This is a genomic window from Haematobacter genomosp. 1 (assembly GCF_002196855.1).
In the GTDB taxonomy this organism is placed as follows: Bacteria; Pseudomonadota; Alphaproteobacteria; order Rhodobacterales; family Rhodobacteraceae; genus Haematobacter.
Window position 1 is genome coordinate 105405 of record NZ_NIPW01000008.1, and the last position, 17744, is coordinate 123148.

A 17744-nucleotide genomic window follows, 5' to 3' on the forward strand; every position below is an offset into this window, starting at 1 on the left:
CGCTTCGCGGGCAAGAGCAGCGGCGCAGTGACAGCACTGGAACCGGAAGCTATCCCTGCCCATTGAGCGGAACCGCCGCAGGAGAGATGATGACCCAGCCCCAGATACTCGCGTTCCTCATCCTCGGCGGCATGATGATCCTCTTCATCTGGGGCAGGCTCCGATATGACGTTGTGGCGATGCTGGCGCTGGTCGCATCGCTGGTTGCAGGCACGGTACGCCCGGATGAGGCGTTCCGCGGATTTTCCGACGATATCGTCATCATCGTCGGCAGTGCGCTTGTGGTGAGCGCGGGCATCGCCCGGTCGGGTGTGGTGGAGGTGGCGCTGCAGTGGGTGGGGCGGCGGGTGACTTCGCTCCGCTGGCAACTGACGGTGCTGGTCGGATCCGTGACGCTGCTGTCCGCCATCGTCAAGAACATCGGCGCGCTGGCCATGCTGATGCCCGCCGCGTTCGGCATGGCCAAGCGGTCGGGGGCATCGCCTTCGGTATTCCTGATGCCCATGGCCTTCGGGTCGCTGCTCGGCGGGCTCATCACGCTTGTCGGCACGTCACCGAACATCATCGTTTCCCGGGTGCGGGAGCAGATGACGGGAACACCTTTTGGCATGTTCGACTACGCCCCCGTCGGTCTGGGGCTGTCGCTTGTGGGACTGATCTTCCTGCGCTTCGGCTACCGGCTGCTCCCGAGCGACCGGCGTGCGGCCGCGCGCGGATTGGGCGAGGCGGTATTCGTCAGCGATTACAACACCGAGGCGCGGGTGCTGGAGACTTCGCGCGCGGCGGGCGTGACTGTGTCTGACTTCCTCTCTGACATAGACGGGGCACTGGCGGTCACAGGCATCATCCGCGATGGGAAGCGGCGCGCTACGGTCCTGCCTGATACGAAGATCCTCGTGGATGACCTGCTCCTTCTGCGGGGCGCGCCGGATGCGCTGGAGGCGGCGATCACGCGCGGTCGGCTCGCGCTCGCCCGTCAGGAAGCGGGTCGCGTTTCGGCGGGCGTGGCCCTGGTGGAGACGGTCGTCGTCCCTGAATCGCTTTTGGTCGGGCAGAGTGCGGGGGGCATGGCGCTTCATGATCGGCACGGTTTGAACCTCATCGCCATATCGCGGGCCGGTCACCGGATGAGCGAGCGTCTTGGCGACACTTCGATTGCCGCAGGGGATGTTCTGCTGGTGCAGGGGCCGGAGGCGGAAATGCCGGAGCAGATGCGCGCGCTTGGCCTGCTGCCGCTGGCGCAACGCAAGCTCGGGCTTGGCAGTGTACGAAAGGCGCTGCTGCCCCTGCTGATCCTCGGCTCCGCCATGGCGCTGACCGCGACGGGGGCGGTGCCTGTCGCGGTCGCCTTCTTCGGGGCGGCGACAGCGATGATCGCCAGCGGCGCTCTCCCGGCGCGGGAGGCGACAGAGGCCGTGGAATGGCCGATCCTTGTCATGCTGGGGGCGCTCATACCGGTGAGCGAGGCGCTGCAGACGACGGGAGCCACGGAGCTCATCGGGACGCTGCTTTCGGACATCGCGACGGGGCTGCCGGTCTGGGGCGCGCTGACGCTCATCATGGTGGCGGCGATGGCGGTCACGCCGTTCCTCAACAACGCGGCGACAGTGCTGGTCATGGCCCCGATCGCCGCTACCTTCGCCACCGATCTGGGCTATCGCCCCGAAGCGTTCCTGATGGCCGTGGCGGTGGGTGCGGGCAGCGATTTCCTCACCCCCATCGGGCATCAGTCGAATACGCTGGTCCTGGGGCCGGGGGGCTATCGCTTCGGCGATTACGCCCGTCTCGGCGCGCCCCTGTCGGTTCTGGTGGTGTTGGTCGGCGTGCCCCTTATCCTTGCCGTCTGGCCGGTCTGAGGGGCGGAGCGGCTGTGGCAATTTGTCTGCTCTGCCACGTATAAAAACAACGGTCTTGATTGGATGACAATTGTCAGGAATTATGGCCCGGACCTCGGCGGGGTGGGGGAGACATGCCCGTCAGCAGGTCTAAAAGGGAGGGTCATATGACCGAGAACCGGGTTCTTCTGAACCGCAGGACACTGATGCGGGGCACGGCTGTCGGACTGCTTGCCGCCCCGGCGCTGGTCGGCAAGGGGCTGGCGCAGGGTGCCGTGACATGGCGTGTGCAGTCGCACTGGCCAAAGGCGTCGAGTTCGTTCAACGACAGCCTCGGCATGTTCGCCAAGGAGGTGGAGCGCCGGACGGATGGTGCTTTCAAGATGACCCTTCTGGGCGACGGGGAATTCGCCAAGGGCACCGATATCTACAATATCGTGCGGCGCGGTGTGGTGCCGATGGGGACGATCAGCCCCTCCTATATTCAGGACAATGCGCAGGCGGCGTCTTTCCTCTACGGCATTCCCGGGACGCTCAGGGAAAGCTGGGAGATGCAGCATGTCGTCAAGAACCTTGGTATCGAAGCCCTGGTGAATGAGGACCTGGCAAAAGAAGGCACGATGGCGCTTGCCGAAAAGGTGCTGCCGACGGAACTGACGCTCACCAAGAATGTGACCAGCGTCAGTGACTTTCAGGGGCTGAAGATCCGCTCCTCCGGCACGATGATGGACTTCCTGTCGATGGCCGGTGCCGCGCCGCAATATGTGCCGGGATCGGAGCTTTATCAGGCGCTGTCTTCCGGGGTCGTGGATGGCGCGCATTGGGGGGCGGCAGTCGGCGCGCAATCCATGTCGCTCTGGGAGGTCTGCAAGTATCACGTCAAGCCGCCCATCGCCCAGACCACGGATGCCTATGTCGTCAACCTCAAGGCGCTCGAGGCTCTGGACGACGAGATGCGGACCGCCTTCATGGACGCGGCCGAAACGAGGTTCTATCGCCGCTCCATCGAATACGTCCATGCCGAGGCCGTAGCGCTTTCGGAGGGGCAAAGGGACAACAATCTTCAGGTCATCCACCTGCCCGACGAAGTGATGTCGATGATGTCGGAGGCCTCCAGAAAGGTCATGGACAAGGAGGCCGAGCGGGGTGAACGCGCGGCCAAGGCCGCCGATATCTACCGCGGTCTGATGACGGACATGGGCTACATCTGACACCCTTTCGGGGCTGGATCCCGCCGAACAGGCGCAGCCGTCGCTGCGCCTGATCCCCCTTCACATCATGAGGTCCCGATATGCGGAAGGTCGCCCGTGCCGTCACGCAGCTCAATCTCTTCATCGGTCGCTGGGCCTCGCTCGCGATCTTCATCATCTTTGCGCTCTTGCTGGCGGATGTGGTCATGCGCTACATGGTCGGCCGCCCGGCGATCTGGACGGCAGAACTCGCGACATTGATTTTCGGCGTCTATGCCATCATCGCGGGTGGCAGCCTTCTGGCGCAGCGTGGCCATGTCAATGTGGATATCTTCTACGGCCGCCTCTCACCCCGCCGGAAGGCGCTGGTCGATATCGTGACATGGCCGCTCTTCTTGCTGTTCGTCTTCGTGCTGCTTTGGCAGGGCTACGACATGGCCTCTGAATCCATCGCGGATATGGAGAGGTCCAACTCCGTCTGGAAAGCGCCGCTCTGGCCCACCAAGACCTTCATCCCGATCGCGGCCTTTTTGCTGTTTCTTCAGGGTCTTGTACGGTTGTGGTCCGACATTCGCGTTCTTCGTGGCCTGCCGGTCGACGAGGAAACATTCGGGGTGCCCGCGCCCCTGGGGCATGACGCGACGGAGGTGACACATGAGCGTTGAACTTCTCACCTTCCTGTTCTTCGGCTCGCTCCTGCTCTTCGTGCTGATCGGCACGCCGCTCGTCTTTGTGCTGGGCGGGGTATCGGTGCTCTTTCTATACTTCGAGATGGGAAGCGTCGGTTTCTACCTCCTCTCCTCCAAGATGTGGGAGACGATGTCCAACGCCACGCTCATGGCGATCCCGCTCTTTGTCTTCATGGCGACGATGCTGGAGAAGTCGGGCGTCGCCGGCGATCTTTACGACATGATGCACAAATGGTGGGGCGGCGTGCGCGGCGGCCTTGCCATCGGCACGGTGATGATCTGCGTGATCTTTGCGGCCATGTCCGGCATTTCCGGCGCAGCCGTGGTGACGATGGGGACCATCGCGCTGCCCAAGATGCTGGAGCGGGGGTATGACAAGAAGCTCGCCCTTGGCGCGATCAATGCGGGCGGTGGCTGGGGCATCCTGATCCCGCCGTCCATCCTCATGGTGCTCTACTCGCTGCTAACCGAAGTTTCTGCGGGGCGCCTGTTCGCCGCGGGGATTGGGCCCGGGCTTTTGCTGTTCGTGCTCGTCAGCATCTATATCCTCGTCCGCTGTCTGATCCAGCCGCAGATGGGTCCGTCGCTTCCGAAGGAGCAGCGTGCGGACTGGGGCGAAAAGTTCCGATCGCTCCGCTCGGTCATCCTGCCGATCCTGATCGTGGTGAGCGTTCTGGGCGCGATCTTCGGCGGCTTTGCCACGCCGACGGAAGCTGCGGCCATAGGCGTGTTCGGTTCGCTCGTGGCAACGGCGGTCAACGGAAAGTTCAACCGCAGCGTTCTCTGGGACAGCGCCATCTCCACCCTGCGGCTGACGACGATGATCATGTGGATCCTGTTCGCTGCACATGCCTTCTCGACCGCCTATACCGCGCTCGGGGCCCAGACGCTGATCGAGCATCTGATGTCGTTCATTCCGGGCGGCAAATGGGGATCGCTCGCCTTCATGCTGGGCGTGCTGTTCATCCTTGGCATGGTGCTTGATCCGGTGGGCATCATGCTCATCACCCTGCCGGTGTTCCTGCCTGTGGTGCAAAGCTACGGCTTCGATCCGATCTGGTTCGGCATCCTCTTCATCATCATGATGGAGGTGGGCTATATGACGCCGCCGTTCGGCTTCAACCTGTTCTATCTCAGGGGCGTTGCGCCGCCGGAGGTGACGATGGGAGACATCTACAGCTCGGTCATCCCCTATGTGCTGGTGACGCTGCTCGGTGTTCTTCTCATCATCCTGATCCCGGACATCGCGCTTTATCTGCCCCGGCTGTTCTACGGTTGATACATTTTCTGCGGCTTCCCTTCCGGGGCGCCGCGTTCCTTCGTTCGTCGGCGAGAGACACCTTCGGACCTACGCAAATCGGCAAACGCCCCATAACGGGGCGTTTGCTGTTTGATCGTTAGGGCTCCGCGATGACGGTGTTTTCGATGGCGCCGATCTCTTCGATCTCGCAGCGCACGATGTCGCCAACGCTGAGGTACTTCGGCGGGTTGAAGCCGAAACCGACCCCGCCGGGCGTGCCGGTAAAGATCAGGTCGCCGGGCTGAAGCGTCATGGCCTTGGACAACTCCGCAATCTGATCCCAGACCTTGAACACCAGATGCTTCACATTGGAGTTCTGTCGCAACTCGCCGTTCACATAGGCGCGGATGGCCAGCCGATGCGGGTCGCCGATCTCATCTGCCGTCACGATGCACGGGCCGACCGGCGCATGCGTGTCGAAGGATTTCCCCAGCATCCATTGCGGAGTGCGCGTTTGCCAGTCGCGAACGCTCACATCATTGCCGATGGTATAACCGAACACGTGCTCAGGCGCGTCCGTCGCGCTGATGTGCCGGCCACCCCGGCCAATCACCGCCACGAGTTCCACCTCATAGTCCAGCTTGTCAGAGACCTTCGGCATCTCGATCCCGGCGAACGGACCGTTGAGCGCGCTTGGCTGCTTGCAGAACCACACCTGCTCGGTCGGGATCTGCAGGCCGATGCTTTTCGCCTCCTCGATATGGTCGGCATAGTTCAGTCCGATGGCCAGCAGCTTCTGCGGCCTGTCCACCGGGGAAAGAAGGGTTACGTCGCCCAGCGGAATGGAGCGCGCCTCCGCCACATGCTTAAGACGCGGGGCGATAGCGTCCCATTGGGTGATCAGTTCCACAACACTGGCGGGCGCTTCGGGCAGCACCTCATCCAGCGGAACGATGCGCTGGTCAAACAGCACCCCGATCCTTGGTCTCTCACTGTTTTGGGTGAAACGGACCAACCGCATGATGCGTCCTTTCAGTCTATCGCAATACAGATCACGCACCGCGACCGATCCTGAGAAATCACGCCAAGGTGCTGCCGGCGAGACTTGCACATATCCTGCGGTGGAAGAAAGGCGTCCCGTCGCGCCCGCCCGCCCGTGGCGCTGATCTGACGCCATGCTCGCGATCAGGCGTTCGGGAACATTCAGCGCGGAAGGGGGTGTGCCAGCCATTCGCAATCACCGGGGTGATCGGGCGCAGCTCTTCCGGATCCTGCCGACGGGCCGCTGGTCGCCCCGTTTTCAGGGTACGACAATGATGGCTGTCCGGCTGCGATGGACGCGCTTCCCGAAGGACAGAGCCCAGGGTCAAAGGGCAGTTGGAGCGCGAGATCCTATTATGCCAGCCAGTCCATGAAACCGCGCTCCCCCTCCCGGCTGAAGCTGATGATCCGCGAGGCAGGCTCGCGCCGCGCCCATGACAGGGTGATAAAGCGGTCGAGCATCGCGCGGCCAAGTCGTCCGGCGAGGTGGTGCCGCCGCTGGCTCCAGTCGAGACAGATCCGGCACAGGGGGCGGTTGCTCTGCGGGAGCGCGCCCTCGCTCAGACCCAATGCCGCGAGTTTCGCCCATCCCCGCTCCGTCACCGAAAGGTCGGGGGTCAACCAGCCTTCCGTCCGCATCCTGTCGTACAGATATACACCCATCTCCCCGGCGAGATGGTCGTAGCAGACGCGCGCCTTTCTCAGGGCCGGTTCCCGCGGACCGGTCCGCATGGGCGGCGCGGCGTCGCTGGAAAAAACCATCAATGCCTCAAGAAGCGCTGCGACATGTGTCCCGGCCAGCCGGAAGTAGCGATGTCGCCCCTGCGCTTCAACCAGCAGGACATCTCCGTCCAGAAGCCGCGCAAGGTGGCTGCTGGCCGTCTGCTTGGTGACCCCGGCAATCTCCGCCAACTCCCCCGCGGTGAGCGCCCGGCCGTCCATCAGCCCCAGCAGCATAGCGCTGCGGGCCGGATCCGCCACCAATGCGGCGGTGCGGGCTATGTCTGGGCCTTCTGGCATGGTTCGATGATAATCGAACCATCTTGTTCTGCCAATCGGGTAGAAGGGCGAGGCAAGACGAAAGGCCATGACGATGAGATACCGCAATCAGTACCGCTCCCGCCGCGTTGCGGCGACCTACCTGCCCCGCAGGGCAGGCGCATGATCGCCGTGATCTTTGAGGTTTCGATGGCGGAAGAAAACCGCCGCGAGTACCTTGACCTCGCCGCGGGTCTGCGGCCGCTGCTGGCGGAGGTTGACGGTTTCATCTCCGTCGAGCGGTTTCAGAGCCTGACCTCGCCCGACAAGCTCCTTTCGCTGTCCTTCTGGCGGGATGAGGCTGCCGTCGCGCAATGGCGTACGCTGTCCGAGCATCGGAAGGCGCAGGCGGCGGGGCGCGATCATGTGTTTTCCGGCTACCGCTTGCGGATCGCCGGCGTGATGCGGGATTACGGCATGGACAGACGCGACGACGCACCTTCTGACAGCCGCGGCTATCATACGGAGGCGACCGATGTTTGATGTCGCTTTCGACCTGAATGCACACAGTCTGGCCGATCTGGGAGAAGCCATGGGGCGCGCCGGTATCGCATTTGAAGGAGGCGGCATGTTCAGCCACGGGCGCGGCGTGGCGGCGCATTTCCTGTTCGCGGATGCAGAGGCCGCGAAAGCCGCTGCGGAGGCAGCCGGTATTCCCGTGACAGCCGTCTCCCGCCCGCTGATCAGACGGCTGAAACAGGGGGAACCGGGCCAGCTTGGCGCTATCGCACAGGCACTGGCGGAGGCCGGAGTCGCGATCACCGCCCAATACTCCGATCACCATAACCGATTGATCCTGCTGGTGGACGAGCCGGAAGCGGGTCATGTCGCGACGCTCGCGTGGCAGGGGTAATGCATGGACAGCCTTCCGCTCGTCTTCGCGCTGACGTTCCTTGCCGCAGGCTTCGTGAAAGGAGTGTCCGGCATGGGCCTTCCCACGGTGGCAATGGGGGTTCTGGGCACTCTCATCCCGCCCGTCGCGGCGGCGGGGCTGCTGATCGTCCCGTCTTTTGTAACGAATGTGCTGCAATTCTTCAGTGGCCCCCAACCGCGCCGGACGGCGCTGCGGTTCTGGCCGATGATGCTGGCGATAACCGTCGGCACCGTGGCCGCACTGCCGCTGATGGTCCGGGCCGACCCGCGCCTCGCCTCGGCGCTGCTGGGTGTGGCGCTGCTCGGCTATGCGGTGTTCACGCTTTTCGCCGCGCCCCGGACGATTCCCGCGCGGGCGGAACGGGCAGCTTCGCCGGCGGTCGGGCTGGTGACAGGTGTCATCACCGGCGTGACCGGCGTTTTCGTGATCCCTGCCGTACCCTATCTTCAGGCGCTTGGGCTGAGGAAGGATGAGCTGGTACAGGCGCTCGGGCTGTCCTTCACGGTTTCAACCCTCGCCATGGCGGCGGGTCTGGCGGGATATGGCGCGTTCGAGACAGCAGGAATGCTACATTCGTGTCTTCTGGTCGTGCCTGCCTTGGCGGGGGTGTGGCTTGGCCAGCGTTTCCGTGAGCGGATTTCGCAGAAGGCGTTCCGGCGCGGGTTTCTGATCGTTCTCGCCATCCTGGGCCTTCAGATGATCGGAAAGGCGATGATTTCGGCATAGCTATCAAATATACGCTCTGTTTCCGTTTCTCTGCGGTGCAAGATATACATTTCCGTTATATCTGATCGAACCAACCGGTCGGAGACAGGGCGGAAGCCGTGGTATAGTCAGAAGGGACAGATCGGCACACGAGGTCCCCCATGCCGCGCTTCGTCACAGACGCTTTCGGAGAGATGTCCGCCCGGTTCCACGCCATATGAGCGGGGTGGTGATCATCGGCGGCGGGATCATGGGCAGCACGGCGGCCTGGTTCCTGCGCCGGGAGGGGTTCACCGGGCCGATCACTGTCGTCGAACCCGACCCCACCTATCAGTTCAGCTCGACAGCGCGGTCGGCTGCTTCCATCCGCACGCAGTTCGGCACGCCGCTCAACGTGCGGATGAGCTTGTTCGGAGTGGAGTTCTTTCGTGGGATTCGCACCATTTTCGGGCCGGAGGCAGACATCGGCTATGTCGAGAACGGTTACCTCATCCTCGGCGGACCGGGGGATGTGGACGCGCGTCGCAGAGGCGCCTCCATGCAGCAGACCCAAGGGGCGGATGTCGCAGTGCTCCTGCCCGATGAGATCGCCGCGCGATTTCCGTTCCTCGCTCTGGAAGGGGTTGGGGTCGGCACTTTCGGGCGCACGGGTGAAGGGTGGTTTGACGCCTGGTCGCTGCTGGCGCTGATGCGCCGCGCGGCCCGTGATCGCGGTGTGATATATGAAAAGGCGAGCGTCCGGGGCTTTGATATTGGTGAGCGGGTGGATGCGGTCCTCCTGAGCGATGGCTCACGCCTCGCCTGCGACATTTGCGTGCTCGCTGCGGGGGCCGCCTCGGGCGCGCTTGCGGCACTGGCGGGGATCGCGCTTCCTGTAAGCCCGCGCAAACGGTCGGTGTTCAACTTCCGCGCGCCCGTAGCGCCGACGGGCTTTCCCATGCTGTTCGACAGGTCCGGCATCTGGGTCAGGCCCGAAGGCACGGGCTTCATCGGCGGCATTCAACCCCCGCCGGACCAAGACCCGGACGCGACAGGCGATTACGAGCCGCATCATGACCTGCTGGAAGACCCGTTCTGGCCCGCACTCGCTGCCCGTATCCCTGCGATGGAGCAACTGCGGCTGGAGCGGTCGTGGGCGGGCCATTATGAGGTCAATTCACTTGATCACAACGGGATCGTCGGCGCGCATGATGAGATCGGCAACCTGATATTCCTCACCGGCTTTTCCGGCCATGGGGTGATGCATTCTCCGGCGGCGGGGCGTGCCGTCGCGGAGCTGGTGATACAGGGCGGTTACCGCAGTCTCGATCTGTCCCCGCTGGGCTATGGACGGATCCGTGCCGGGGAGCCGCTCCATGAAACCGTGGTTTATTGAGAGGATGGACGATGAGGTTTGCTGACAGGGTTGTTGTCATCACGGGGGGTGCGCAGGGCATCGGGCGGGCCTGCGCGGAACGCTTCCTTTCGGAAGGCGCGAAGGTTGTGATCGGCGATGTGGATGCCTCCAGGCTGGCACGCACGGCTGGGGAAATCGGCACGGCGGAGACGGTGCTTCCCGTCACCACGGACGTGTCGCGCAAGGCCGATGTGGATGCACTGATCGCGACGGCTGTCGCGCATCTGGGGCGCGTGGATGTGATGGTCAACAACGCCGGCGTCTGTCCTGTCGCCGATTTTCTGGATTTCACCGAAGAGCAGTATGACCGGACGCTTGCCGTGAACCTGAAGGGGGCCTTTCTGGGCACCCAGGCCGCAGCGCGGGCCATGATCGCGGCCGGGCGAGGGGGCGTCATCATCAACATGTCCTCCATCAACTCCGGTCTCGCCAATCCCTCGGTCGCGCCCTATGCGATTTCCAAGGGCGGCATGAATCAGGTCACCTCCACCGCCGCCGTGGCGCTGGCGCCCCATGGTATCCGCGTCTGCGGCGTAGGCCCCGGAACCATCGCGACGGAGATCATCAAGGGTGCCTTTACCGAGCGCGCGGGGATGGACGCGATCCTCGCCCGCACACCCATGGGGCGGCTGGGGGAACCGGAGGAAATTGCCGGTGTGGTGGCATTCCTCGCCTCCTCCGACGCGTCCTACATCACGGGGGAGACGATCTACCCCGACGGGGGGCGGCGGATACTCAACTACACCGTTCCCGTGCGGGAGTGAGCGATGGTCTTTTTCAGCGGACCGCCGAAAAACCATTCCGGGGTTGCTCTGAGGCGGAGATCCTCCCCCCATTGTGGGAAATCGCCCCGGAAACGGCGAGTTTTGGATTGTGACCAGACCAATTACCTGAGTTTCGACGTAAGTCCGGGCCGATGCCCGCCGTTTCAGCAGCCTGTTGAACCCCTGCGGCGCGCGCCATGAAGGTCGATCTGAACGCCGATCTGGGCGAAAGCTTCGGCCCTTGGGTGATGGGCGACGACATGGCGATGCTCGATCTCGTTACTTCGGCGAATGTCGCGTGCGGGGGCCATGCCGGCGACCCGGAGACGATGTTCGACACACTTCGCGCCGCTTCGGCCCGTGGCGTGAGCGTGGGTGCCCACCCGGGTTTCGCGGACCGGGAGGGCTTCGGACGCCGGGTGATCCCGATGCCCGCGGCGGAGATCGGGCGGCTCGTGGCGGCGCAAGTGGGGGCGCTGACGGGCATTGCAGCGCTCGCCGGGGCGCAGGTGCGCTACGTCAAGCCGCACGGGGCGCTCGGAAATCTGGCTGCCGATGATCGCGACGTGGCGGAAGCCATCGTCGGCGCGGTCGCCGTATTGCCGGGAAGGCTGGCGATACTGGCGATCTCGGGCACGGTGCTGGAACAGGTGGCGCGGGCGGCCGGTCTGCCGGTTTACTCGGAGATATTCGCTGATCGGGCCTATCTCCCGAATGGGCGGCTTGTGCCGCGCACGCGGGAGGGTGCCATGCTGCACGACGCAGACGAAGCGGCGGAAAGGCTGATCCGGTTTCTTGACAGCGGCCGCATGCCGGTGCTCGGCGGCGATCCGATCCCGCTCTCCGCACAGTCCATCTGCGTGCATGGCGACAGTCCGGGCGCGGTGGGCATGGCGCAGCAGGTCCGCGGCAGGCTGGAGAGGGCGGGTGTCACAGTCGCGCCCTTCGCGCCGTGAGGACGCCGGTTTTCCGCCCGGTCGGAGAGCATGGCCTGCTGGTCGAGTTCGGCGATGAGATTTCCGCGGATATCCATGCCCGCGTTCTTGCGCTGGACAGGTCGCTCAACGCATCGCCCTTTGCCGGCTTCCGGGAGGCTGTGCCCGCCTACGCCGCTCTCCTGATCCGGTTCGATCCGCTCGTGACCGATCACGGCATCGTCCGCCGCACGGCGGAGGCGCTGCTGCACGCCCCGGCCAGCCCGCTGGCGCCCTCGGCATTGCGGGAGGTGGCGATCTGCTATGACGAGGATTTTGCCCCGGATTTGGCGGCGGTAGCCCGCCACGGCGGGATGACGCGGGAGCAGGTGATCGCCGCGCACCTGGCAGGCGAGTATCGTGTCTTCATGTATGGCTTCGCGCCGGGCTATGCCTATCTCGCGGGCGTGCCGGAGGCGCTGCGCATGCCGCGGAAACCGGCCGCTGTCCGGGGTATTGCCGCGGGAAGCGTCGTGATCGCGGGGCCGCAGTGCCTTGTCACCACGCTCACCATGCCGACGGGGTGGTGGATCATCGGGCGATCACCCACGGCGATCCTGACGGGTGATCCTGCCGCGCCGTTTCTTTTCGACGTTGGTGACAGAGTGCGCTTTCGGCGCACGAGCCGGTTGGAATACGAGGATATGAAATGACCGAGGCCCTTCTGTCTGTCATCTCCGCTGGCCCGCATGTCTCGGTTCAGGATGGCGGGCGGCCGGGTCTGATGCGGTTCGGCGTTCCCCAATCCGGCCCGATGGACCGTATGGCTTTTGCCGCGGCGAATATCGCGCTTGGCAATCCGCCGGACGCGCCGGGTATTGAGGTGTCGCTTGGGGGGCTGACGCTCGAATGCCTTTCGGGAGAGGTCGGCTTTGCCGTGGCGGGCGGTGGCTTCCGCATCGACCATGCCGGGCGACGTCGTAGCTCATGGACCGTCGCCACCCTTCGCGCGGGCGAGGTGCTGGTCATGCGGCCGGGACAATGGGGAAGCTGGTGCTACCTCGCGCTCGCCGGAAATCTGCTCACGCCCATCTGGCTGGGGAGCCATGCCACCCATGCGCTGTCGGGCTTCGGCGGTGGCAGGCTCCCGGCAGGACAGAGGCTGGAGATCGCGGAGGCCCGGGGGGCCACGGCGGGCGACATCCCTTGCCCGGTCTTCGCCCGTCCGCGTCGGTGCGTGCATGTGACCCTCGGCCCTCAGGACAGGTTCTTTTCAGCCGGGGCGCTGGAGACATTCCTTTCGATCTCATGGCGGATGACGGACGCCTGGGATCGGATGGGCGTGCGGCTTTCCGGTCCGGCGATCGCGCCCTCTGCCGCGCTCGACATGCCTTCCGAACCGATCACACGCGGGGCTGTGCAGGTTGCGGGCGACGGGGTGCCCACCGTGCTGCTTGCGGACCATCAGACAACGGGCGGGTATCCGAAGATCGCCACGGTGCTGGACTGCGACCTTGACGCTTTCGTTCAGTTGCGCCCCCATGATGAAGTGAAATTTCAATATGTTGCTCCGGAACAGGCGGTTCTTCGCGCGCGCGCCGCTGCGGCAAGGGCGGCGCTCTACAGACAGGGGATCGAACGGCGGGCGGCAGCGGCGGCGCTGTCTCCCTAGCCGCTGTCCGGCAGGCGTCCCTCCCATGTCCCGGATTGCACAAGGGCGGCCGTTTCGCTCACCACGGTCCGTTCGAGATAGTCCAGCAGGCGGGAGGGGTGGCGGTCCACTGGCACGGTCAGCATGAGCCGCCAGCCGGCCCGCGGATCGACCAGGGGCGCGATGCGAAGGCTGCCCCGCCCGATGTCCTCCCGAATGGGCGACGCGGGAAGCACGGTGTAGCCAAGCCCGCTCTGCACCATATCCTTCAGAACCGAAAGGCTGTCCGCCTCCAACACGACATTTGCGGTGACCCCCGCCGTCTGGACGAGTCTCTCTACCGTCTCCCGCATTCCGTGCCGGCTGCCGGAAAGGATCATCGGCAGGTCCGCCAGCCGCCGCGCTGCCACCGGGACCGACTGGTCAAGCCCGCTGTCGGCAGGCCCCACAAGAAACAGCTCCTCCTCCAGCAACGGGGAGGCGCGGAGCCATCGCAGCGGTTGCGTTTCGTAAAGGATGGCGGTGTCCAGGTCTCCGCGTCTCAGCCAGTCCATCAGGAACGCCGAATAGGCGCTGACGATCCGAAGCCGTGCCTCCGGGTGAGCGCGGCGAAACGCGCGGGCCAGCGGAATGGCAAGGATCGCGGCCACGGTCGGCGGCATGCCGATGGAGGCTTCGCCGCGCAGGGGTACATCGTCTCCGCCAAAGGGAAGGCTGCGGATCGCCTCCAGTTCCCGCATGATCTGCCGCGCGTGGAGGAGCAGTTCCTGCCCCGCTTCGGTCAGCTGCATGCCCCGTCCGTGACGGCTGAACAGCCGGGTGCCGAGTTCCTGCTCCAGCAACCGGACCTGCCGGCTGAGCGCGGGCTGCGCGATATGCAGCCGCTCGGCCGCCCGCGACAGGCTTCCGAGTTCGGCGACATGCAGCACGGTGCGCAACTGGGCGATATCCATGGGTCAGCAATAGCGCGATGGGGGAGCCCGCGGTAGCCGTCTCCTCCCGCCCTTCCGGTCCGTTAGAAGGCCGCGGAAAAAGCCCTGAAGTGTCATGCCCATGCGCCGGAGATCGCAAATCGGCCCGGAAACGTACGGAAATATATAGGTTTCCGGCTGGATTTCGTCAGATGGCGAACGATTTCCGCTCCAACACGGGCCAAAAGCCTTTTTCAGCCGCCTGTTAGAGCCCTGCGCGCTATCCGGTGACCGCCCGCCATTGGCCCCATGCCCCGGCTTGCCGGGCGGCCTGCAATGGGTTACGGGTCGGCTGTCGGTTTCCGAGAGGAATTGAAAGGGAATCCGCCGCCAGCCCGTCTGGCGAACCGGAACTGCCCCCGCAACTGTAGGCGGCGAGGAACACTGTGAACATGCCACTGTGGTGCAGACCATGGGAAGGCCGCAGTTTCCGTTGACCCACCAGTCAGGAGACCTGCCGACGTCTGTACGCAACACGGCCCGGACGGGGTGTCCGGGGAGGTGCCATATGACGTCTGTCCAGCGGGTGCCCAGCTGCGCCCGATCAGCCACATCTGCACAACGGCCCATGGCCGTTCCTCTCCGCATCCGCCGGGACCATCACCCTGATCGGAGAGCTCGCATGATCGCGCGAAACATTCTGGCCGCCTTGCTGGGCGCAGCGGCCCTGGCATCCCCCGCGCTGGCGGAAAGCCCCTATCCGCTTCACCTGACGAATTGCGGTATGGACCTGACCTTCGACGCCGCTCCCGCCAGCGCGGTGACAGTCGGGCAAGCGGCGACCGAAGTGCTCTACGCGCTGGGGCTGGGCGACAAGGTGGCGGGCACCGCCGTATGGTTCACCGATGTGCTGCCTGAGTTCAAAGACCTGAACGCCGGGGTGGAGCGGCTGGCGGACAATGATCCGAGCTTCGAGGCCGTCGTGGGAAAGCGCCCCGGACTGGTGGTGGTTCAGTATGAGTGGCACGTCGGGCCGCATGGCATCGTGGCCACGCGCGAGCAGTTCCGCGATGTCGGGATCCCCACCTATATCCTGCCGGCCGACTGCTGGAAGAAGGATAATGCCGTCGGCTCGGACGGCACGCGATCCGCGATGTTCGAGATGGAAAGCATCCATGCGGGGGTGCGGGAACTCTCCCGCATCTTCAACGTGCCAGAGCGGGGCGATGCGCTGGTGGCCGATCTCCGTGCACGGGAGGAGGCTGCGACAGCAAAGGCACAGGCGCTGGGGTTGAAGGACGCCTCTGCCGTGTTCTGGTTCTCCTCTGCGGAGATGGACGTCGATCCCTACGTCGCCGGTCGCAAGGGTCCGCCCGCCTACATGATGGAAAAGCTGGGCCTCAGGAACGTCATCGCAAGCGACGAGGAATGGCCGGTGGTGAGCTGGGAAACCATTGCCCGCGCCAACCCGAGCGTCATCGTGATTGCCCGGATGGACCGTCGCCGGTTCGAGGCGGATGACTATGAAAAGAAGCTCGCCTTCCTGAAGTCGGACCCGGTCGCCAGCCAGATGGACGCGGTGAAGGAAAACCGGATCGTCGTGCTGGATGCGCATTCCATGGATCCCTCCATCCGTAATGTAAGCGCGCTTGAAACGCTTGCCGATGCGCTGCCCTCCTTTGGTCTGAAATGATCGCTGACATCAATCTGCGCGCGCGCCTTGCCGCCCCGGTCTGGATTGCCGCGCTTGGGGTTGGTGTCCTTGGGCTGGCGATCCTTGCCGGGGTCGTCATCGGTGAGATGCCGCTGCCCGTGGAAACGGTTGCAGCGGTCCTTGCGAACCGGTTGCTGGGGGCGGCGCAGGCTGTCGATGCGATAGATGCGGCAATCATCTGGAACTACCGGCTGCCGCGGACACTGGTGGCCGCGGCCTGTGGGGCGGGGCTGGCGCTCTCCGGTGTCGTGCTTCAGGCCCTGATACGCAATGCGCTGGCCGACCCGTATCTGCTGGGCGTGTCCGCCGGGGCATCGACGGGGGCGGTCGCGGTGACCATCCTCGGGCTTGGCGGCGGGGCGATCGGGTTGTCGGCGGGGGCCTTTGGCGGGGCAGCGCTGGCGTTTCTGCTGGTGGCGGCGCTCGCCCGTGCGGCGGGCGGCGGGCCCGCGCAGCTTGTGCTTGCCGGGATCGCCGGATCACAGCTTTTCAACGCGCTGACGAGCTTCTTCATCGCCAAATCGGCAAATGCGGAGCAAGCGCGCGGGATCATGTTCTGGCTGCTGGGCAACCTGTCCGGGGTGCGTTGGCCCGATGTGGCGCTGGCGGTTCCGGCCGTGCTGCTCGGGCTGATCGTCTGCATCGGGCATGTCCGCGCGATGGACGCATTCTCCTTCGGCGCGCGTTCCGCGGCTTCGCTGGGGATTTCGGTCCGGCGGGTTCACCTGCTGCTGATCGGCGCGACGACGCTGATGACCGCCGTCATGGTGAGCCTCGTCGGCTCCATCGGTTTCGTCGGTCTGGTCATTCCCCATGCTGTCCGGTTCGTGGCGGGGCCGCGGCACGGGGCGTTGGTGCCGCTTTCCGCGTTGACGGGGGCGGTGTTCCTGATTGCGGCCGATATCGTATCCCGCATGCTCATTCCCGGGCAGGTCGTGCCCATAGGCGTGGTTACCGCTCTGGTCGGGGCGCCGGGCTTTGCGCTCATCCTGATCCGCAACCGGAGGCGCTCATGAGGGTTCTGGTCAAAGATCTCGGCTGGCGCGTGCAGGCCCGGTCGCTGGTGGAGCGTGTGAGCCTCGACGTGGCATCGGGTGAGACGCTGGGACTGATAGGGCCGAACGGATCGGGGAAATCCACGCTCCTCCGCCTCATTGCCGGGCTGGTTCCGCGAGGTGAGGGGGAGGTGTGGCTGGATGGCGCTCCGCTGTCCCGGCTCCACCGGCGGGAGGCTGCCCGCCGTATCGCCTTTGTAGAGCAGCAGGCCGACACGGTGGAAGCGCTGACGGCGCGGGATGTGGTCGAACTGGGCCGAACGCCATGGCTCTCCGCGCTCCGGCCCTTCGGGGAAGGGGATGACGCCATTGTGGAGGACGCGCTGGCAGCGGTGGAGATGGGTCATATGGCGGCGGCGCTCTGGTCAACCCTGTCCGGCGGGGAGCGCCAGCGTATCCATATCGCCCGCGCGCTCGCACAGCGTCCGCGGCTGCTGCTTCTGGACGAGCCGACCAATCATCTTGATATCCACCACCAACTCGGCCTTCTCCGGCTGGTGGGACAGCTTCCCGTGACGGTGATCGTGGCGCTCCACGACCTCAATCAAGCCATGGGTTGCGACCGGATCGCGGTGATGGACGGCGGCAGACTTGCCGCCTGTGGCCCACCGGAGGAGGTGCTGACACCCGCACGGCTGGCCACGATCTTCCGCGTCGATGCCCGCCGCCTGACCGATCCCGCCGACAGGGCGACCATTCTGCGTTTCTGCTGCCTTGAGGAGTGACG

18 protein-coding genes and 1 riboswitch are annotated in these 17744 nt (G+C 64.9%); of the genes, 15 read left to right on the forward strand and 3 right to left on the reverse strand.

Annotation, left to right across the window (positions count from 1 at the left end; translation table 11 throughout):
• Positions 1 to 89: 89 nt before the first annotated feature.
• From CDV49_RS05820 to CDV49_RS05835, 4 genes are all read left to right on the forward strand, one after another.
• Entirely contained in the window at positions 90 to 1856 is a 1767-nt protein-coding gene (locus CDV49_RS05820) for an SLC13 family permease (RefSeq protein WP_088214720.1), read from the forward strand.
• A gap of 146 nt (positions 1857 to 2002) precedes the next feature.
• Positions 2003 to 3046, forward strand: a complete 1044-nt coding sequence (gene dctP, locus CDV49_RS05825) for a TRAP transporter substrate-binding protein DctP (protein ID WP_088214624.1) — start codon at positions 2003 to 2005, stop codon at positions 3044 to 3046.
• Between the two features lie 80 nt (positions 3047 to 3126).
• Positions 3127 to 3690 (forward strand): TRAP transporter small permease subunit, encoded by a 564-nt coding sequence (locus CDV49_RS05830; protein WP_088214625.1) that lies wholly within the window; start codon positions 3127 to 3129, stop codon positions 3688 to 3690.
• Positions 3680 to 4993 carry a TRAP transporter large permease gene (locus tag CDV49_RS05835; protein WP_088214626.1) on the forward strand — a complete coding sequence of 438 codons (1314 nt, stop codon included), beginning with the start codon at positions 3680 to 3682 and terminating at the stop codon, positions 4991 to 4993. The genes CDV49_RS05830 and CDV49_RS05835 overlap by 11 nt, the downstream gene beginning before the upstream one ends.
• Positions 4994 to 5111: 118 nt before the next feature.
• On the opposite strand, the gene CDV49_RS05840 is transcribed toward CDV49_RS05835, so the two are convergent.
• Positions 5112 to 5975, reverse strand: a complete 864-nt coding sequence (locus CDV49_RS05840) for a fumarylacetoacetate hydrolase family protein (RefSeq protein WP_088214627.1) — start codon at positions 5973 to 5975, stop codon at positions 5112 to 5114.
• 374 nt (positions 5976 to 6349) lie between these two features.
• Positions 6350 to 7015, reverse strand: coding sequence for an ArsR/SmtB family transcription factor (locus CDV49_RS05845; protein WP_088214628.1), 666 nt, complete (start codon positions 7013 to 7015; stop codon positions 6350 to 6352).
• Between the two features lie 141 nt (positions 7016 to 7156).
• Between CDV49_RS05845 and CDV49_RS05850 the strand changes: the two genes are divergently transcribed.
• The 8 genes from CDV49_RS05850 (at position 7157) to CDV49_RS05885 (ending at position 13358) form a co-directional block, all read left to right on the forward strand.
• Positions 7157 to 7516: an antibiotic biosynthesis monooxygenase family protein gene (locus CDV49_RS05850; protein WP_088214629.1), complete on the forward strand. Its 360-nt coding sequence runs from the start codon at positions 7157 to 7159 to the stop codon at positions 7514 to 7516.
• A complete protein-coding gene (locus CDV49_RS05855; protein ID WP_088214630.1) occupies positions 7509 to 7886 on the forward strand; it encodes an amino acid-binding ACT domain-containing protein in 378 nt (125 codons plus the stop codon). Before CDV49_RS05850 ends, CDV49_RS05855 begins: the two co-directional genes overlap by 8 nt.
• Before the next feature lie 3 nt (positions 7887 to 7889).
• Complete coding sequence (locus CDV49_RS05860) at positions 7890 to 8633, forward strand: sulfite exporter TauE/SafE family protein (protein ID WP_088214631.1); 744 nt, start codon at positions 7890 to 7892, stop codon at positions 8631 to 8633.
• 196 nt (positions 8634 to 8829) lie between these two features.
• Positions 8830 to 9987, forward strand: a complete 1158-nt coding sequence (locus CDV49_RS05865) for an NAD(P)/FAD-dependent oxidoreductase (protein WP_088214632.1) — start codon at positions 8830 to 8832, stop codon at positions 9985 to 9987.
• An 11-nt stretch (positions 9988 to 9998) separates the two neighbouring features.
• Positions 9999 to 10772, forward strand: coding sequence for an SDR family NAD(P)-dependent oxidoreductase (locus CDV49_RS05870; RefSeq protein ID WP_088214633.1), 774 nt, complete (start codon positions 9999 to 10001; stop codon positions 10770 to 10772).
• 197 nt (positions 10773 to 10969) lie between these two features.
• Complete coding sequence (locus tag CDV49_RS05875) at positions 10970 to 11728, forward strand: LamB/YcsF family protein (protein ID WP_088214634.1); 759 nt, start codon at positions 10970 to 10972, stop codon at positions 11726 to 11728.
• The gene (locus CDV49_RS05880) at positions 11725 to 12399 is read left to right on the forward strand and encodes a 5-oxoprolinase subunit B family protein (RefSeq protein WP_088214635.1); all 675 of its coding nucleotides are present in this window, start codon (positions 11725 to 11727) and stop codon (positions 12397 to 12399) included. The genes CDV49_RS05875 and CDV49_RS05880 overlap by 4 nt, the downstream gene beginning before the upstream one ends.
• On the forward strand, positions 12396 to 13358 hold the full coding sequence (locus tag CDV49_RS05885; protein WP_088214636.1) for a 5-oxoprolinase subunit C family protein: 963 nt from the start codon (positions 12396 to 12398) through the stop codon (positions 13356 to 13358). Before CDV49_RS05880 ends, CDV49_RS05885 begins: the two co-directional genes overlap by 4 nt.
• Here CDV49_RS05885 and CDV49_RS05890 read toward each other — a convergent pair.
• On the reverse strand, positions 13355 to 14290 hold the full coding sequence (locus CDV49_RS05890) for a LysR substrate-binding domain-containing protein (RefSeq protein ID WP_088214637.1): 936 nt from the start codon (positions 14288 to 14290) through the stop codon (positions 13355 to 13357). The genes CDV49_RS05885 and CDV49_RS05890 overlap by 4 nt on opposite strands.
• Positions 14291 to 14587: 297 nt before the next feature.
• A riboswitch (cobalamin riboswitch) is annotated at positions 14588 to 14784 on the forward strand.
• A gap of 146 nt (positions 14785 to 14930) precedes the next feature.
• Here CDV49_RS05890 and CDV49_RS05895 point away from each other — a divergent pair.
• Genes CDV49_RS05895 through CDV49_RS05905 form a run of 3 tightly spaced genes read left to right on the forward strand, consistent with a single transcriptional unit; the run spans position 14931 to position 17742 of the window.
• Entirely contained in the window at positions 14931 to 15941 is a 1011-nt protein-coding gene (locus CDV49_RS05895; protein ID WP_088214638.1) for an ABC transporter substrate-binding protein, read from the forward strand.
• The gene (locus tag CDV49_RS05900; RefSeq protein WP_088214639.1) at positions 15938 to 16978 is read left to right on the forward strand and encodes a FecCD family ABC transporter permease; all 1041 of its coding nucleotides are present in this window, start codon (positions 15938 to 15940) and stop codon (positions 16976 to 16978) included. Before CDV49_RS05895 ends, CDV49_RS05900 begins: the two co-directional genes overlap by 4 nt.
• Entirely contained in the window at positions 16975 to 17742 is a 768-nt protein-coding gene (locus CDV49_RS05905; protein ID WP_088214640.1) for an ABC transporter ATP-binding protein, read from the forward strand. Before CDV49_RS05900 ends, CDV49_RS05905 begins: the two co-directional genes overlap by 4 nt.
• Positions 17743 to 17744 lie beyond the last annotated feature (2 nt).

Bases quoted from the DNA above. Each gene is read 5' to 3' on its own strand.
- CDV49_RS05905 (WP_088214640.1), top strand. From the start codon at position 16,975: ATGAGGGTTCTGGTCAAAGATCTCGGCTGGCGCGTGCAGGCCCGGTCG.
- CDV49_RS05865 (WP_088214632.1), top strand. From the start codon at position 8,830: ATGAGCGGGGTGGTGATCATCGGCGGCGGGATCATGGGCAGCACGGCG.
- CDV49_RS05890 (WP_088214637.1), bottom strand. From the start codon at position 14,290: ATGGATATCGCCCAGTTGCGCACCGTGCTGCATGTCGCCGAACTCGGA.
- CDV49_RS05830 (WP_088214625.1), top strand. From the start codon at position 3,127: ATGCGGAAGGTCGCCCGTGCCGTCACGCAGCTCAATCTCTTCATCGGT.
- CDV49_RS05900 (WP_088214639.1), top strand. From the start codon at position 15,938: ATGATCGCTGACATCAATCTGCGCGCGCGCCTTGCCGCCCCGGTCTGG.
- CDV49_RS05820 (WP_088214720.1), top strand. From the start codon at position 90: ATGACCCAGCCCCAGATACTCGCGTTCCTCATCCTCGGCGGCATGATG.
- CDV49_RS05845 (WP_088214628.1), bottom strand. From the start codon at position 7,015: ATGCCAGAAGGCCCAGACATAGCCCGCACCGCCGCATTGGTGGCGGAT.
- CDV49_RS05840 (WP_088214627.1), bottom strand. From the start codon at position 5,975: ATGCGGTTGGTCCGTTTCACCCAAAACAGTGAGAGACCAAGGATCGGG.
- CDV49_RS05855 (WP_088214630.1), top strand. From the start codon at position 7,509: ATGTTTGATGTCGCTTTCGACCTGAATGCACACAGTCTGGCCGATCTG.
- dctP (WP_088214624.1), top strand. From the start codon at position 2,003: ATGACCGAGAACCGGGTTCTTCTGAACCGCAGGACACTGATGCGGGGC.
- CDV49_RS05835 (WP_088214626.1), top strand. From the start codon at position 3,680: ATGAGCGTTGAACTTCTCACCTTCCTGTTCTTCGGCTCGCTCCTGCTC.
- CDV49_RS05885 (WP_088214636.1), top strand. From the start codon at position 12,396: ATGACCGAGGCCCTTCTGTCTGTCATCTCCGCTGGCCCGCATGTCTCG.
- CDV49_RS05875 (WP_088214634.1), top strand. From the start codon at position 10,970: ATGAAGGTCGATCTGAACGCCGATCTGGGCGAAAGCTTCGGCCCTTGG.
- CDV49_RS05870 (WP_088214633.1), top strand. From the start codon at position 9,999: ATGAGGTTTGCTGACAGGGTTGTTGTCATCACGGGGGGTGCGCAGGGC.
- CDV49_RS05850 (WP_088214629.1), top strand. From the start codon at position 7,157: ATGATCGCCGTGATCTTTGAGGTTTCGATGGCGGAAGAAAACCGCCGC.
- CDV49_RS05895 (WP_088214638.1), top strand. From the start codon at position 14,931: ATGATCGCGCGAAACATTCTGGCCGCCTTGCTGGGCGCAGCGGCCCTG.
- CDV49_RS05860 (WP_088214631.1), top strand. From the start codon at position 7,890: ATGGACAGCCTTCCGCTCGTCTTCGCGCTGACGTTCCTTGCCGCAGGC.